General features: G+C 42.3%; 13 protein-coding genes and 1 pseudogene. 10 read left to right on the top strand and 4 right to left on the bottom strand.

What is annotated here, in order from left to right:
* Positions 1-9: 9 nt before the first annotated feature.
* Entirely contained in the window at positions 10-1,635 is a 1,626-nt protein-coding gene (locus NST96_RS18930; protein ID WP_342404307.1) for an ATP-binding protein, read from the top strand.
* Between the two features lie 7 nt (positions 1,636-1,642).
* The gene (locus tag NST96_RS18925) at positions 1,643-3,160 is read left to right on the top strand and encodes a hypothetical protein (protein ID WP_342404306.1); all 1,518 of its coding nucleotides are present in this window, start codon (positions 1,643-1,645) and stop codon (positions 3,158-3,160) included.
* A 748-nt stretch (positions 3,161-3,908) separates the two neighbouring features.
* Here the strand turns inward: NST96_RS18925 and NST96_RS18920 are convergent.
* Entirely contained in the window at positions 3,909-4,955 is a 1,047-nt protein-coding gene (locus NST96_RS18920; RefSeq protein ID WP_342404305.1) for an IS256 family transposase, read from the bottom strand.
* 75 nt (positions 4,956-5,030) lie between these two features.
* On the opposite strand from NST96_RS18920, the gene istA (NST96_RS18915) reads away from it, so the two are divergent.
* Complete coding sequence (istA, locus tag NST96_RS18915) at positions 5,031-5,675, top strand: IS21 family transposase (RefSeq protein ID WP_342404304.1); 645 nt, start codon at positions 5,031-5,033, stop codon at positions 5,673-5,675.
* On the opposite strand, the gene istB (NST96_RS18910) is transcribed toward istA (NST96_RS18915), so the two are convergent.
* Both istB (NST96_RS18910) and istA (NST96_RS18905) read right to left on the bottom strand, forming a co-directional pair.
* Positions 5,650-6,393 (bottom strand): IS21-like element helper ATPase IstB, encoded by a 744-nt coding sequence (gene istB, locus NST96_RS18910; protein WP_025846873.1) that lies wholly within the window; start codon positions 6,391-6,393, stop codon positions 5,650-5,652. The genes istA (NST96_RS18915) and istB (NST96_RS18910) overlap by 26 nt on opposite strands.
* The gene (istA, locus tag NST96_RS18905) at positions 6,390-7,898 is read right to left on the bottom strand and encodes an IS21 family transposase (protein WP_251256056.1); all 1,509 of its coding nucleotides are present in this window, start codon (positions 7,896-7,898) and stop codon (positions 6,390-6,392) included. The genes istB (NST96_RS18910) and istA (NST96_RS18905) overlap by 4 nt, the downstream gene beginning before the upstream one ends.
* A gap of 142 nt (positions 7,899-8,040) precedes the next feature.
* On the opposite strand from istA (NST96_RS18905), the gene NST96_RS18900 reads away from it, so the two are divergent.
* A complete protein-coding gene (locus NST96_RS18900) occupies positions 8,041-8,724 on the top strand; it encodes a hypothetical protein (protein ID WP_342404303.1) in 684 nt (227 codons plus the stop codon).
* Positions 8,721-9,500 carry an IS21-like element helper ATPase IstB gene (gene istB, locus NST96_RS18895; protein ID WP_024985201.1) on the top strand — a complete coding sequence of 260 codons (780 nt, stop codon included), beginning with the start codon at positions 8,721-8,723 and terminating at the stop codon, positions 9,498-9,500. Before NST96_RS18900 ends, istB (NST96_RS18895) begins: the two co-directional genes overlap by 4 nt.
* A 61-nt stretch (positions 9,501-9,561) precedes the next feature.
* Here istB (NST96_RS18895) and NST96_RS18890 read toward each other — a convergent pair whose 3' ends face one another.
* A complete protein-coding gene (locus NST96_RS18890; protein ID WP_342404302.1) occupies positions 9,562-9,822 on the bottom strand; it encodes a transposase in 261 nt (86 codons plus the stop codon).
* Positions 9,823-10,344: 522 nt separating this feature from the next.
* On the opposite strand from NST96_RS18890, the gene NST96_RS18885 reads away from it, so the two are divergent.
* The 5 genes and pseudogenes from NST96_RS18885 to ltrA all read left to right on the top strand — a co-directional run.
* Positions 10,345-11,526 carry a phage portal protein gene (locus NST96_RS18885; protein ID WP_342404301.1) on the top strand — a complete coding sequence of 394 codons (1,182 nt, stop codon included), beginning with the start codon at positions 10,345-10,347 and terminating at the stop codon, positions 11,524-11,526.
* Between the two features lie 371 nt (positions 11,527-11,897).
* Complete coding sequence (gene istA, locus NST96_RS18880) at positions 11,898-13,121, top strand: IS21 family transposase (protein WP_024982953.1); 1,224 nt, start codon at positions 11,898-11,900, stop codon at positions 13,119-13,121.
* A complete protein-coding gene (istB, locus tag NST96_RS18875; RefSeq protein WP_024982952.1) occupies positions 13,118-13,921 on the top strand; it encodes an IS21-like element helper ATPase IstB in 804 nt (267 codons plus the stop codon). The genes istA (NST96_RS18880) and istB (NST96_RS18875) overlap by 4 nt, the downstream gene beginning before the upstream one ends.
* A 259-nt stretch (positions 13,922-14,180) precedes the next feature.
* On the top strand, positions 14,181-14,546 hold the full coding sequence (locus NST96_RS18870; protein WP_342404300.1) for a hypothetical protein: 366 nt from the start codon (positions 14,181-14,183) through the stop codon (positions 14,544-14,546).
* A 619-nt stretch (positions 14,547-15,165) separates the two neighbouring features.
* Positions 15,166-16,002 (top strand): annotated as a pseudogene (gene ltrA / locus NST96_RS18865) (group II intron reverse transcriptase/maturase); the annotation flags it as partial.
* Positions 16,003-16,021 lie beyond the last annotated feature (19 nt).

Here is a 16,021-nt window from a genome sequence, read left to right as displayed (position 1 = left end):
TACCCACATATGAGGATTGGAAGAGTTTCAATTTCGGAAAAGCATAAATCTACAACAGATGAGTTTCACTTTTGGCTTGATAACGATCAAATTGTTGATACCTTTGACATAATTAAAGTACCTCATCTTAAAAATTCCCATACTTATGCATTGATTAGAGACTTAACTTACATTACAGATAGTCCGGGGCATATGGGTAACTTTGTATCTTACGATTTTGGTGATACAGATGCTGAACCAATTACTGAAAGATTAGGTGTTACATACGCAACAGCGCAGGTGTTATCAAATAATAAAGAAATATATATGCCAGTACGAGATGGAAATAGTGTTCAATTCGCAAATGCTGATGAAATTAAAATTGCTTTGGGGTTGGACAATGTTAAGCAAGAGATTCCAGCAGGCTTTATTAGTATGTCCAATAATACTTCTGTACCAGTATGTTTCGATGCAGATTTTTTGATCGGTCCAGAAGGAGCACATTTAAATATTTCAGGTATTTCAGGTCTAGCAACGAAAACATCATACGCTATGTTTTTATTGCAAGCAATACAACAAAAACAAAAGGATACAGCAATAATAATTTTAAATGTTAAGGGTCGTGATTTATTAAGAATCAATGAAAGCGCAGAAGATACTGATGGTCGTGAAGATTGGGAGAAGTGTGGATTAGAATTTAAACCTTTTGATAATGTCAAATTTTTTTATCCTTTTGATAAAAATCCTGACAGGAGTTATAGTAGGACACATCTTCCATCAAATATTTTAAAACAGCAACACGAATCGGGAAAAGCCGCTAATTATGTTTATACCTATAAAGAGCATAGAGACAAAATAGAATTATTATTCAGCAATGTCGAAGATACCAATCAAACATTGGATTCAATATTAGTAAAAATTTCCGAAGACAGTGAATTTAATGTACCTGATTGGAAAAAATTTTTAGATAAGGTTAGCGAGTATACCCAAGCTAGTTCGGGAAAAGATAAAGAAATTACTATTAACTCTTGGAGAAGATTTAAGAGACTTTTAAATTCGAGTATAAAACCTTACCTAGGTAATTCTCTGTTTCAAAACTCGAAGTCAACCGACCCCAAACATGGGCACTGTTTTCTTTCTGAGGAGATTCAAAATATTAAATCTGGTGATGTATTTGTAGTGGATATTGCAGCTTTAGAGGAACAACTTCAATGCCTTGTTTTTGGGGATATTGTTGATGCAGTTTATCAATTGAAAAACGAAGGAAGAGATTCTGATGAGCCAGTACCTTCAAAAATAATTATTTTTGTTGATGAATTAAATAAATATGCTCCAGCAGCTACGAAGTCAACACCAATTTTGAATTTGTTACTTGAAATTGCTGAGCGAGGGAGGTCTATGGGAATTATACTATTCTCAGCACAGCAATTTAAAAGTGCAGTTCACTCTAGAATTACCGGAAATAGCGGAACGCATGTTTTCGGGAGAACAAACTCAATTGAGGTTGCCAAGAAGGACTATAATTTCATCTCAGATACTTTTAAATCTATGATGACAAGATTAAATAAAGGTGAATTGATTATTCAACATCCAATTTTTAGAACCTTATTGAAGATAAAATTTCCAAAACCATCATATTTCCAGTCGAAGGAGTAATGAATCAGTGAATAAGCCAAAGGCGGAGATTGGAAAATTTTCAATTGAGTCACTAACAACAGGTATGTACGAGAATCACTTAGTTGTATATAGAGAGTATGTGCAGAATAGTGCCGATTCACTTGATAAGGCGGTACAAGATGGGATAATAACACAACAGCAAGCCATTATCGATATTATTATTAATAAAGAAGAACGGAGGATTGAAATACTCGATAATGGTTTGGGTATCCCAGGTGACGTTGCTTTTAAAACCCTTGTCGATGTAGGTAAATCCACTAAAGACTATTCAACAAACCGAGGATTTAGAGGAATTGGACGACTGGCCGGTTTTGCTTATTGTAATACGTTAAAATTTGTAACGAGTTTTAAAGGCGAACCATTTAAGTCTATTGTGACCTTCGATTGTTCTTTAATGAAAAAATTATTGATTCCTGGAGAGAGTGACCATTTAACTGCAGAAAATGTCTTAGACTTAGTTACAAGTTACGAGAAAATTCCTGAGGACAGTGCCGTCCATTACTTTAGTGTTATTATGGAGGGAATCGATGCTAACGAAGATAAATTACTTGATATGACGAAAGTAAATACATATTTAAGTCAGGTTGCACCGGTTCCATTTAATAGAGGTAAGTTTGTATTTACAACAGAAATTATAAATCTATTTGAGAAATATGATGTTCCATTAACCGAGTATAAAATTTCAATTGGTGATTCAAAGGAGACTTTGAAACCGATTTATAAACCATATAAACATAGGTATGCATTATTTAATAAAAAAAATGCTGAGGAAGTCCTTCAAATAGAACCAATTATTAAGGAATCAGATGGTAAACTTCTCTATATTGGGTGGTATGGTAAAACTAACTTACAAGGAGCATGTTCTGAAGAGCATATTAAGGGAATTCGTTTAAGAAAAGGTAATATAATGGTTGGGGATAGTAATACCCTGTCGGAATTGTTTAGAGAGGAGAGATTTAACTCCTGGTATATCGGAGAAATACATATTCTTGATCCAGAAATTATACCAAATGCTCGTAGAGATAATTTTGAACTAAATAATGCGTATTACCAAATTAGAAGTTATTTAACCGACTTTTTCGATAGATTATCTTTAGATATTAGGGAAGCATCGAAGAAGAGAAATGAAGGAGAAGGTAAGCTTATCAAACTTGTTCAAGAAGCTGAGGATAGAGTGACTGCTCTAATTAAGAACGGTGCAAGTTCAAAGGTGGAAAAGAAAAAAGTTATGGATTTATTAATTAAGGCCAATGAATCTTCGGATAAAATAAAGGCTACAACCGAAGAAGGTAAGGAAAAAATTAAAGATTATAAAATGAAAATAAAAAATCTTGAACAAATACTAGAAAATAAGGTTCAATATAAAGGAAGAGATTTGCCTTCCTCGTATTCAAAGAAAGAAAAGAAGATAGTTCAAATCATTTTTGAAGTAATTGATAATAATTTGGAGTCCACAATAGCTGAAAACTTGATAAATAAAATACTACAAGAACTTAAAAAATAACTAGCCCGCTACTTGTAAGGGGGCTGTCAAGAATTTCGTGTAAACTCAATCAATCTAAATATATGAAAAGGTTTCATCACCCTAATTAGGAACATCTTTTTTCGGAGCAAACAGGGTCTAGGGTTGTAAGGCGAAACGAACCCTTGACGTGTTGGTGTAGAAAAAGATAGTTCCTTCGGGGATGAAGCCTTTCTTTTATTTATTAGCTGATGTGTGGTCATATGTGATTCCCAAAGAAAACAGATAGCTGCATGAGAATCTGTCCCCAATTCTGGACTCTTCTCGTCAATTTAAATAGGGCATCCATGGCTACGAGATGTAATATTTTGAGAAGTGGATCGTTTGTGGGAAAGACGAATTTCCCTTCGTTACTTTTGTCGGTGGCAACTTTCCATAACGTTAGTTGTATAGATCATCTTCGAATCTCTGGAGGATATTTGAAAAAGGTCGCAATCTCATCCCCAGTCGGTGCTCCAGGAGCGTACATTAAGGGGATATACTCGCCCAACTATTCATCTTGTATTAAATACGAAAGCTGCTGATTTTCATTTTAAGGAGGGATCATTGGAATAGAACGGGTCTGTCAAGATTTTTGTGTAAACTCAATCAACCAATATATGAAAAGGTTTCATCCCCCTAATTGGGCCATTTTTCGAAACCAATAGAGTCAAGGGCGAAAGGCGAAGCGAACCCTTGACGCGTTGGTGGAGAGAAAGATAATCCCTTCGGGGATGAAGCCTTTCATTTGTTAACGGATGTACGGCTGTACCCGATCTTCAAAGAAAACGGATAGCTGTAAGAGAATCTGGCCCCAGTTCTGAACTCGTCCCGTCCACTTTCGTAGAACATCCATGGTTACGAGATATAACATCTTCAAAAGGGCATCATCTGTGGGAAACATGGCTTTTCCTTTTGTCACCTTTCGAAGCTGTCGATGATAACTCTCGATCACGTTAGTTGTATAAATCAGCTTTCGAATCTCTGGAGGATATTTAAAGAAAGTGGCAATCTCGTCCCAGTTATTCCGCCAGGAACGAACCATCAAGGGATATCTACTGCCCCAGGTTTGTTCAAACTGATCGAGTTCTTCCAACGCGGCTTGCTCCGTTGGAGCCTTATAGATAGGTTTTAGCTCGGACGTGATCTTTTTGAGATCCTTATAGGAAACATATTTGATGGAATTTCGGATTTGATGGATGACACATTTCTGAATCTCCGTCTTCGGATAACATGCAGAGATGGCTTCTGTAAAGCCACGAAGATTATCGACGCTTGTAATGAGAATATCCTGGACTCCACGATTTTTCAGTTCGTTGAGGACATGCAGCCAGAATTTTGCCGATTCATTCTCCCCAATCCAGATCCCAAGCACATCTTTATGACCGTCAAGGTCAATACCAATGACCATATAGGCGGCTTTATTGACGATAGCTCCGTCCTGTTTTACCTTAAAGTGAATGGCGTCAAGGAAAACAACAGCATAAACCGCTTGCAAGGGGCGATTTTGCCACTCTTTGATCATCGGTACAATCTTATTCGTTACATTTGATATGAGCGTTGGTGAGACTTCGATGCCATAGAGCTGCTGCAGATGGTCTTGGATATCGCGTGTGGATACGCCTTTGGCATAGAGGGCAAGAATTTGATCTTCGATCCCTGTAACATTGGATTGATGTTTCTTTACAATGTTTGGTTCAAAATCACCCTCTCGATCTCGAGGGACTTGGATGTCGACATCCCCGTACTCAGAACGGACGGTTGTGAACGGCACTGTTAAAATCCTCAATAACGGCACTTGAAAATTCCCCACTTTCGGCAGAAAATCTCTCCCTGGAGGAGAGAAAATATGCTTAAGAATGGGGAGTTTTACTTGATCAAAGACATGAGACAAAGAGGAATGAATATCACACAAATTGCTGATTCATTAGGGAGGGATCGAAAAACAATTCGTAAGTGGCTGAAAAAGGATGAGCCTTCGAAATACCAACGATCTGTTAAAAAAACAAGCATTCTCGATCCATTTAAACCCTATATCAAAGCGAGAATGGAAGAAGGCTGCTTCAATGCTGTCGTTTTGTTTGATGAGATCAAAGCCCAAGGTTATCCAGGGCAAATTCGGCTCCTTCGCTCATTCATGGAACCATTGCGCCCGGTTGTTAAGACCAAGGCAACGCTCCGTTATGAAACGGCACCCGGAAAGCAAGCGCAAGTAGACTGGGGACATTTTAAGGTAGAGTGGAATGGTGGATATAAACGGCTGTACGCCTTTGTCATGGTTTTGGGATACTCGAGAATGTTGTATGTGGAATTTACAGAGAATGAACGGCTTGATACCCTCATCGGCTGCCACTTGCGTGCCATGCAATACTTTGGCGGCAGACCGGAAACATGTGTGAATGTCAATCAAAATGTTGACCACCGTGCTCATCAAAAAATTGACCACCATGGCAAAAATCAATCCACCCGTCGGGTGGGTAACTTTTTCATGATCACGATCTTTGAATGCTCTGCTTAAAGCGATAGCTGTCTCCATTCATTGCAAAGATATGGGCACGATGGGTAAGCCGATCAACCAGGGCTGACGTCATTTGCTCATCTTTGAAAATCTGTGTCCATTCCGTAAATTCCAGATTACTGGTAATGATCATGCTTCCTTTCTCATAGCGGGCCGCACAAAATTGGAATAATAACTCCGCCCCGGTCCGACTCAGAGGGACAAACCCGACTTCATCCAAAATAATCAAATCTGTTTTCAACCATTGCCTCTCTAGCTGGAGGATTCGCTTTTGGGACTGAGCTTCCATAAGCTCGTTACATATTTTAGCGGCAGTCCAAAACTGAACGGAATAGCCATGATGGCAAGCTTCCTTCCCGAGTGCAATGGAGAGATGAGTTTTGCCAGTGCCAGAGTTTCCGATAAACATGATGTTCTCTGCCTTTTCGATGTACTCACAACGAGCCAGTTGAAGCAATTTGGGCTTATTGAGGGACGGAATCGCCGAGAATTCAAATTGATCGAGCGTTTTCATAGAAGGGAATTTGGCGTGCTTGATGCGACTCGCGATTTGGTTAGCATCCCTTTGCTGAACTTCTTGCTCTAGTAGGGCTAAGAGGAACTCCTCGTAGGGAATTTGCCGTTCAGCAGCATCATGGGCGATTTCCTTATAGACACGTTTAATCGCAGGTAAGCGAAGGCGTTTCGCGTAGGTTTCAAGCAGGAAACTCGTACTCAATGAACCACACTCCTTTTCTGTAACAAACGATTGTACTGGCTAAGATCTGGGGCCTTTACCTGAATACGTGGAACAGAGCTATCCTCCGCCAACGAGAGTTGGGGCAAACGGTGTTCCGGCAATGTTCGCTGAAACAATAATTGCCTTACGGCATCATACTGGAACATCCCTTTTTGGCAGGCCTCCCCCAGTGCTTCTTCGACGAGAGAAGTATCGAATTCACGGTGCAAAAGCAAGAGTCGAACGAACTCCTTCATCCCTCCTGGTCGGTTACGGCACTTGTCCAAGAACTTTTGGTAAATGGCGGGTAATCCTGCCTGATGCAATGGTCTAGCATAAAGAACTGCTCCTGGGCGAATAAGAAGTAAATCCAGATAATGATCGTATTGCAAAATCTCCTTTCCTTTTTCCAAGCACCGCTCATGCGTCGCAATCAGGCTTTTTCCGTGATACACCTCAATTTTTTCAGCAAATACTCGGCAAATAAGTTGGGTCGATGCATAGGAAACCGGGACGGAATAGGCATTTTTTTCAATGTGGATCATGGATAGCGTATTGCTTTTCACGGGTACAACACGGAAACAATCCAATGGCCGTGGAGGCAATGGAAGCATGATGGGCAACTCTTGAACAAATGCTTCTCCAACCGTTAGGGAAGACCGGGGAACGGTTGTATTCTCGTAAGAGATACATTTTTCGAGGAGGATTTGATTTAGCTCCTCCAGAGAAGAAACACTAGGAACAGGTGCAAAAAATTGCCTCTGGGCAAACTGTACGAGGTTTTCCACTTGGCCTTTTTGATGCCCTTTTCCCGGATCACAGAAATAGCTTTCAAACAGGTAGTGGGCACGTAGCTGAATAAATCGCTCTTGTTCCTCGCGATTTTTGCCTTCCAATACCTTCTTAACGGCTGTTGTCAGGTTGTCGTATGTGATGACTTGGGGAACAGCACCGAAAAATTCAAAAGCATCTACATGACCTTGGAGAAGAGCCTCTTGCTTCTGATGAGCAAATGTCTTGATGAAAATCTTTCTGCTGTATGTGCAACGCATACAAAAGACTTGAACCTTCACTTGTTTCCCTTGTAAATGAACCGTAACCTCACCCCAGTCAAATTGGGCAAATCGCCCTGGCGGGAAATCAAGAGGGACAAATGCTTTAGGAGGAGAAACCCGCAACTCTCTGACGTAGCGTCGTACAGTAGATTCACCGCCGGTGAATCCATGTTCGTCAACGAGTCTCTGGTAAATACGTTTGGCAGTATGACGCTGCTTCGGGGGAGCCTGTTCATCTTGACGCAGCCATTCCAAGATGATGGGCTTGACAAAATCAATGACTGGCTTCGGCTTCGGTTTTGAAAGCTGGTATACAGGGATTTCCGTTGATGTCAAGGCTTTTCGTATCACTTGACGCGAGTAGCCAGTTTCGCGAGAAATTTGACGAATCGACTTCCCTAGCAGAAAGTGTTGTTTCCTGATAAACTCATAATTAGCCATCTGAAGCATTTCCTTTCCTCCTATATCTTGTTGTCTAGACAACTACAAGATACAGGAAAGAGGTGCTCAGGTGGTCAACTTTTTTATGAGCGATGTACCACTAGGTGGTCAATTATTAGATTAGCATTCACAAACATGCTTGTATGACAATATGAAAACCGTCATTGTCGGTTACGACGATCAAGGGCATGTATTGTGGAATGAACGATTTTCCCAGTTTGCAAGCCATCACGGTCTTACGCTGCGACGCTGCGCTCCCTACCGTGCACGAACAAAAGGGAAAGTGGAAAATGGAGTAGGATATGTTCGCAAGAACTTTTGGCCTCGGGTGCAGACGTTTACCAGCCTTCGTGACTTGAATCAGCAAGTACGTCATTGGTTGGATACGGTGGCTAATGTACGGGTACACGGCACCACGCATGAAAAACCAGTAGATCGATGGAAACACGAACAGTTGAAGCCACTTAACCCGATCCCATTCGAAGAGGTAGAACGCCATACTCGAAGAGTATCGAATGATTCACTCGTTTCTTACGGAGGAAGCCGGTATTCAGTCCCCTATGTTTATGTAGGTCATACGGTAGAAGTACAAGATCTCCAGAATGGCCATATCCGGATCTATCAGGGCAACATGATCATCGCTGAACATCCTAAAGCTACTCGTACCAAGCAAGTCATAACCAATAAAAAACACTTCGAGGGGATTCAAAACCAAATTGGCGCGAAGGCTCCCCAACCTATGCCGCGTTTGGTTCCCAATCCAAGCCCCGAAGTGGTGGAACGTGATTTGTCTGTCTATGAGCAGTTTGCTGACGAGGAGGTAATCGTACAATGATACTCCAGGCCCGTTTAGAAGAAGCCTTTGTACAGATGGGATGGGTACGAATCCCGGAAATTATTCACCACCACGCAGAAGAAGCTGCTGCTCAGAATATATCGTATTTGGAGTTCTTGGACAAGCTTTTGCAAGAAGAAATCATGGCCAAGAGGGATCGGTTTATCCGCATGAAAACGCGATTGGCTCATTTACCCTACCATAAAACGTTGGAGCAATTCGATTTCAGTTTCCAGCCCTCCATTGATGAAAGACGGATTCGTGATTTGGCAACCCTCCGGTTTGTACAACAACAAGAGAATCTCATTTTACTTGGTCCGCCAGGGGTCGGCAAGACTCACTTGTCTGTTGCTTTGGCTCTCGAAGCTATCAAACAAGGGTTGACGGTTTACTTTACAACTGCTCATGATTTGGTTCAGACGCTCCAGATTGCTCATCAAAACAATAGCATCAAACAAAAAATGCGAGCATTTATAAAACCGAATGTACTCATCATTGATGAAATTGGATATCGCAAAATGGATGAAACCGCAGCTCACTTTTTCTTTCAAATTGTATCAGAACGTTATGAATCCGGCTCAATTATCCTTACTTCGAACAAATCCTATGGTTCGTGGGGAGAGATATTTGGGGATACAGTACTTGCTACAGCCATCCTTGATCGATTATTGCATCACTCCCACACGATCAACATTAAAGGGGAAAGTTATCGCATAAAGGAGAAGAAAAAAGCAGGTTTCTTTCGACCCGAGTCAACCGAAGATAAAACAGAATAAACGGAATTTTGGTCGCCACCCGCCCCCCTCAGAGGGGGCATCATTCAGACAAACCTATTGCCTATAATGGGGAAAATTCGAGTGCAGATAATGGGGAATTTTCATTTGCAGTTGACACGGTTTTCTTGCTATACCCATTGCGACTGTTGGTTGTCCGCTTGTTTTTCATGTCATGCTTGGCGTATCCAAGAGAGGACTCGATTTCAGCTTCCAGCATTTCTTGGATTGTGTCTGCGAATAGATCCTTTAACGCTGACTGTACGTCGTCCACTGACTTCATGTTTTTCTCTTTGATCCACTGCTTGATCTGCTCTTTTGACATCATAAAAATCTCCCAACCTTTCTACTCCTAATTGTAGTTTAGAGGTTGAGAGTTTACACAAAATATTTTACAGACTCATCAAATCGAAATTGCAATTGAAGTTCCACCTCAGGAAGCCATCAACCAGTCTCTGTCACAAATCGCAGAACCAATAATCGAGACACCACCAGACTTATCGGCGAAGATCGGAAGGCTAGAAATTTTACTCTATATTTCCAGAGAATTAAGCCTTAATGACCCTTATGTCATTCGGGAACCCAGCGTCACTCAGAATAGAATTATTGTGATCGTCAATCTCAACCATCCTTATATGCTAGAACTCCAAAGCTCTTCAGATTTGCTTAATTACTTTAGACACTGCATATATGATGCCATTGCGGAATGGCAAGCAAGCAGTATGGCTGGACGAATAGACTCTGAGACCATAAAGCTGTTTAAAGACAAACTCTTAAGAGTCCCATTCCAAATCGAACAGAACGATTTCGAAGAGCAGTTGAATTAAAACTGCACGAAATCCGAACTATGATAAAAACCTATCCCCGTGATAGGGCTAAGAATGTACTGAATTTTAGCACGTCATATTTACTTTCACATCCTGTCACTCTGACTGGACAAGATAGCATTGCCAAGGAATACAAGAAGGTTTATAAAAAGGGGAAATATGACCGAGTTGACTTTGATGTGCTAGATAAGATTACGAAATATGGATTTGTGGCTGAATATGTTTTCTTGGATGAGAACAAAGAGATTAAATCAAAGTTAATTGATCCTGCTGACTCATATCCAATTTATGATGATGAGAACAATTACATAGCGTTTATTGAGCATTATACAACGGCTGACAATGTGAGTTATTATACGGTCTACTATCCTGATAAAGTGCAGAAGTATTGTAACAAAGGTAGCCAATTGAAGTTAGTCGGTGAATACAGTAATTTAAGCGGATTGCCAATTGTGTATAAGAATCAGAATGAATTGGATAGTACGACAGGCAGAAGTGACCTTGAGGACATTGTGACCATCATCGACAGCATGGAGGATTTGCTCAGTAAGTTTGCCGATTCGTTTTATAAACATCATAATCCTATTCCAACCATCATTGGTCAGCAGTTAAAAGGCGAAGGAATAAACCCGAATGTAGTCGGTACAGGTATTGTCCTCGATGATGGCAGCGACTTCAAAATGGTGAGCAATCAACTGGATTATAAATCATTTGAGACAATATATAAGACGCTGATGACTACGTTGTTGGATATAAGTTCAGTACCTGGTGTCAGTATGGGTAAGGTGGATATAAGTAATCTATCCGAAGTATCCATTAAATTGTTGTTCTCATTGGCAGATATTAAAGCCAGTATGAATGAAAAATATATGCGAGAAGGATTGGAACAGCGTTTTGAGAAGATTAGAAAGTTGTTGTCGCTTAAAGAGACTGCCATTTCAGATGATGCTTATGATTCGTTGGGCATTGTATTCCAATATGCTCGTCCACAGTCGGCTAAAGAGGTTATTGATAATTTGAAGGTGCTTAGTGATATGCGAGCGATTAGTATTGAAAGTATTCTTGAGCGTTCACCATATACTAATGATGTAGTGCAGGAAATGGGACGATTGAAGGATAATGAAGTAGGAAATAAAACGGGAAATAATGATGAGGAAGAGAATATGGAATCGGATAATTCGGGAAATGATAATGGGAAATAATTGTAGGAATAATAAGGTATTGAGTGAGAAGGGATAATATCCACTCGCGCTCACATGTTACCTATACGGTTTCATTGGGTGAAACGATATTGAAAATGGCAAGGGGAACGTGATTTTCAAAAATTTTGCGTTCCTTCTGCTGATTATTCAACTTGATCCTGATATCTGGCTAATTGTGTCTAACTTAACCACTAACTCCTTGAGTTTGTGGTCTATTTTTGACCTAATTGATGGTAATTGCTTATAACCTATCTTATAGGTGTCACCGCCGGGTTAAAATTGACCCAGGTTCGCCGGAATGAAAATGACCCACCCCTGTAGAATACCTCTCTCTGAAATTACCGACCAAAGTAGCTTCAGAGGGGAGACATATGCTAAGGAGTGGGACTGTGATCAGATTACACGAACTTCAAGTGAGCGGCAAGAGTATCCGCGAAATCACAAGGGAAACGGGTCATTCCCGTAATACCATACGAAAATACCTCCGCGCAGAAGGAATTCCGGAACCTCGTCCGCGTAAGAAGAGAGTCTCAAAACTCGATCCGTTCAAAGCCTTGCTGGATCTATACCTCGAAAAGGGAATTTTCAATTGTGAAGTGCTGCTGCGTCTCTTGAAAGAGCGAGGTTACACGGGGGGCATTACGATCATCAAGGACTATGTGAAGCCCCGTCGACCTCCAAAACAGGCACCTGCGGTGCAACGCTATGAGACAAAAGCCGGACACCAAGCCCAAGTGGACTGGAAGATTTGCGAGTACATCGATTTAAACGGTGAAGTGCGTAAAATCCCCGTTTTTACGATGGTGTTGGGTTACTCCCGAGCGATGTACATCGAATTTACAAAGCGCTGTGACATCCACAGTTTCTTACGCTGCTTGATGAACGGTTTGGAATACTTCGGCGGTGTTCCAAAGACCATGCTAACCGACCAAATGAAGACCGTTATTCTTGGCATGGGCGATGATCGAAAGCCGAGATGGCATCCGTTGTTTGAAGATTTTGCTGCGGCTATCGGCTTGATCCCCAAAGTTTGCCGCGTACGACGTCCCCAAACGAAAGGAAAGGTCGAGAGAAGCGTTCAGTTCATCGAGCAGAACTTCATGCCAGGGCGATCATTCACCGATCTTGGTGACCTAAATCGCCAAGCCAGACACTGGTGCGATGAGCAAAACCGTCGTATCCACGGTACAACTGGGGAAAGACCGATCGATCGCTTGGCACAAGAGAAGCTCGGTATGCTTCCGTCTCCGGAACGATGGGCAAAGTACCGGTTTGAACCGAGGAAAGTAAGCCGTGACGGATTTGTGAGCTACGACGGCGTTCGTTATGGCGTTCCATGGCGGTATAGCGGACGTGAAGTAAAGGTACGAGAGGTAAACAGATTCGTCGAAATATACTGCGAGAAGCAGCTCATCGCCCGGCACGAGAAGCAGTACCAATCCCGAAGGCTAGTGATGTGTGAGGACCAATACACGAATTTGAGTACAGCTCAGGGATATGCTTATCCAAAGCCGCAAGGCGTTCAGATTCCTGTACAAGACGTGGAAGTGCGTCCGTTGGACGTGTATGAACGTCTTGTGGAGGTGGGCGCATGATTGAGCTCGAACAAGCCCGCCAGCGTCTGGAGGAACTTGGTTTGGGTCAAGCCGCCCAATCGCTTGATGCCAAGCTGGAAGCTGCCAGCCGGAGCCAAAGCACGTATCTCTCTTTCCTCAATGATCTACTGGACGCTGAGATTCAGGATCGCCAGCGCCGAAATGTAGAGGTCCGCATGAAGCTGTCTCACCTCCCTTATCGGCGTACGCTCAACGAATTCGACTTCTCGTTTCAACCGGGGATTGATGAACGACTGATTCGTGAACTGGCTGCGCTGACGTTCGTTGGGAGGCAAGAAAACGTGTTGTTTCTCGGGCCTCCCGGCGTGGGGAAAACGCATTTAGCCGTTGCTATCGCTATGGAGGCCATTGGACAAGGATTGCCTGTGTATTTCGTCTCTCTCGCGCAGCTCGTGGGCGATTTACGAAAAGCTTATGAAGAGAATCGCCTGGACAAACGAATGAGGGTATATCTCAGGCCACGCATCCTCATCGTGGACGAGGTGGGCTACCTCCCCCTCGATCCGCTCGCTGCAAACCTGTTTTTTCAGTTGGTTTGTGCACGCTACGAGAAAGGAAGCATGATTCTGACTAGCAACAAGAGCTTTGGCGAATGGGGCGAACTCATGGGCGATCCCGTTCTTGCTACAGCTGTTCTCGACCGCTTATTGCATCACTCCCACGTCGTGAACATCCGGGGGAACAGCTACCGGCTCAAAGAAAAACTAAAAACCGGAATCTATTCGACACCAGGCGCACAGGTGGGTCAAAATTATACCGGCGCTCGTGGGTCAAATTAATTCCGGCGTTGACAATAGGCAAGTGTAGAGAGATAGTTTTTGGGGTAATGTTCGGGAATAGACATGATAAAATCAAGTTTTCATTGGGATTGTTCGATACCCCAATTGGCATAAAAAGTGCTGTAGCATAGCGTTTTACACACACGCGAAAAAATAGTTTCTTCTATTGACCACAAACTAGAATTTTTTCCAAAAACCATCAAATAGTTCGTTAGATATGGTAAAATCCTCCTGTAAATTATATTAGGAGGGTTTTCTCGTGAAAAGGATTTTATTGTCTGTATTATTCCTTAGCATATTGAATGGTTGCTCAGATAATCCACCAAGCAACAATATTAATCAACAATCGGAACCGTCATCTCAAAATAAGAGTTCCACAATCTCAGAACCTACTACCAAGGTTCAACCTGTTTATTCAAAAGAAGAATTGGAATCAGATCCTCAAGCACCTTCCAAAGACCCAAAAGATTATGACCAAAATGGACAGTATGTTCCACAAAATGGAGCGTCAAGTAACCCAGCAGATTACAATAAAAACGGTGAATACAAACCTGTCGAATCTATGACGCAAGAGGAAATTCAAGCCGAATTAGAACAAATGTTAAATGATTCGCTAGGACAATAATATTCCGACCACTTAACACCAAATTTCCCAAAAATCAAACAAATAACACTATAGGTATGGTAAAATCCTCCTATATTACAAATGGGAGGGTTTTTGTATTGAAGCGTGCCCAGCAAGCCGTTAATTGCTAGTTGGTGAAAGTCCAACCGAGGCAGGAGCCAAGTCACCTCGTAGCTGACAGGCAACTGGTGGAGAAATCCTAAGGTTGAAGCCCTGTGACAAAGTAACTCGAAAGAGTGCGAGCAAATCAGCAGGCCGTAACATAAAGTGAATCCTGCAGCCTCGTTAAGAAAGACCACCGAGAGGTGGACAAAGGGAAGCCGAGCTTGTTTCATATGGGCGAAGGCCAAGGACGGTGTGGAGAACTTGGAATACAGCACCTATGAATCCCTCGGGGTATGGGGAGCGGTATGTTGAGAAAGTAGTTAACGGAACTGGGGAGACCCTACTCTGCACGCCCCGTCAGGAGCGTAAAACGGAAACCTATAACCGTAAGGGAAGTGGTGGATGGCAGAGAGGGAGTCGGAGGGGTTCATAGTACCGATGAACATAAGGACAACACAACCTTATGGAGGGAAGGAGCCCTGCTTTGTTCACGGGTCGAAGGAGGTAAGAGTGAGTGAATGCAAGTAAACTTGCTAACTACACCGATGTAAAAGCTCGACAACTTTGGACAACCCTATATCTTTGTGCCAAGGCAAACTCAAAACGGCGATTTCATGCCTTGTATGACAAAATCTACCGCCCGGATATTCTAGCGACAGCTTGGAGGAGAGTAAAAGCAAATAAAGGGAGCGGAGGAATCGACGGACAATCCATCGCACAGATTGTGGAGGAGTATGGGGAGAGCCGTTTTCTTAACGAGATCTATCTAGATTTAAAAGAAAAGCGGTATCGTCCACATCCGGTTCGTCGAACTTACATCCCTAAACCGGATGGCAAGAAACGTCCACTCGGCATCCCGACGATCAAGGATCGGGTGGTCCAAATGGCTACTAAGCTAGTCATTGAACCGATCTTTGAAGCTGATTTTCGGGACTGTTCTTATGGCTTTCGGCCAGGAAGAAATGCTCACCAGGCAATTGCACAGATACGCAAAGCAAGCAAGAGGTGTTATTGGGTCGTAGATGTTGACATTAAAGGGTATTTCGACAACATCAACCATGAGAAGTTGATGAAACTGGTCGAAATGAGAATCAGCGACAGACGTGTTCTGAAACTTATCCGACAATGGCTGCAGGCTGGGGTCATGGAAAATGATCAATTCCATGAAACAGAACTGGGAACTCCGCAAGGAGGGGTAATCTCGCCTCTTCTTTCAAACATCTATCTAAACTACATGGACACCATTTGGGAAAATCAATTCTCCCATCTTGGCACACTTATCCGCTATGCGGATGACTTCGTTATCATGTGCAGAACCAAACAAGAAGCATTGGAAAGCATTCAAGTTGTTTATTGCACAATAGAAATGC

Source organism: Brevibacillus sp. FSL K6-2834 (assembly GCF_038592925.1).
Taxonomy (GTDB): Bacteria; Bacillota; Bacilli; order Brevibacillales; family Brevibacillaceae; genus Brevibacillus; species Brevibacillus borstelensis.
The sequence above is the reverse complement of the archived record's forward strand: the minus strand, read 5'-3'. Positions and strand labels throughout refer to the sequence as shown.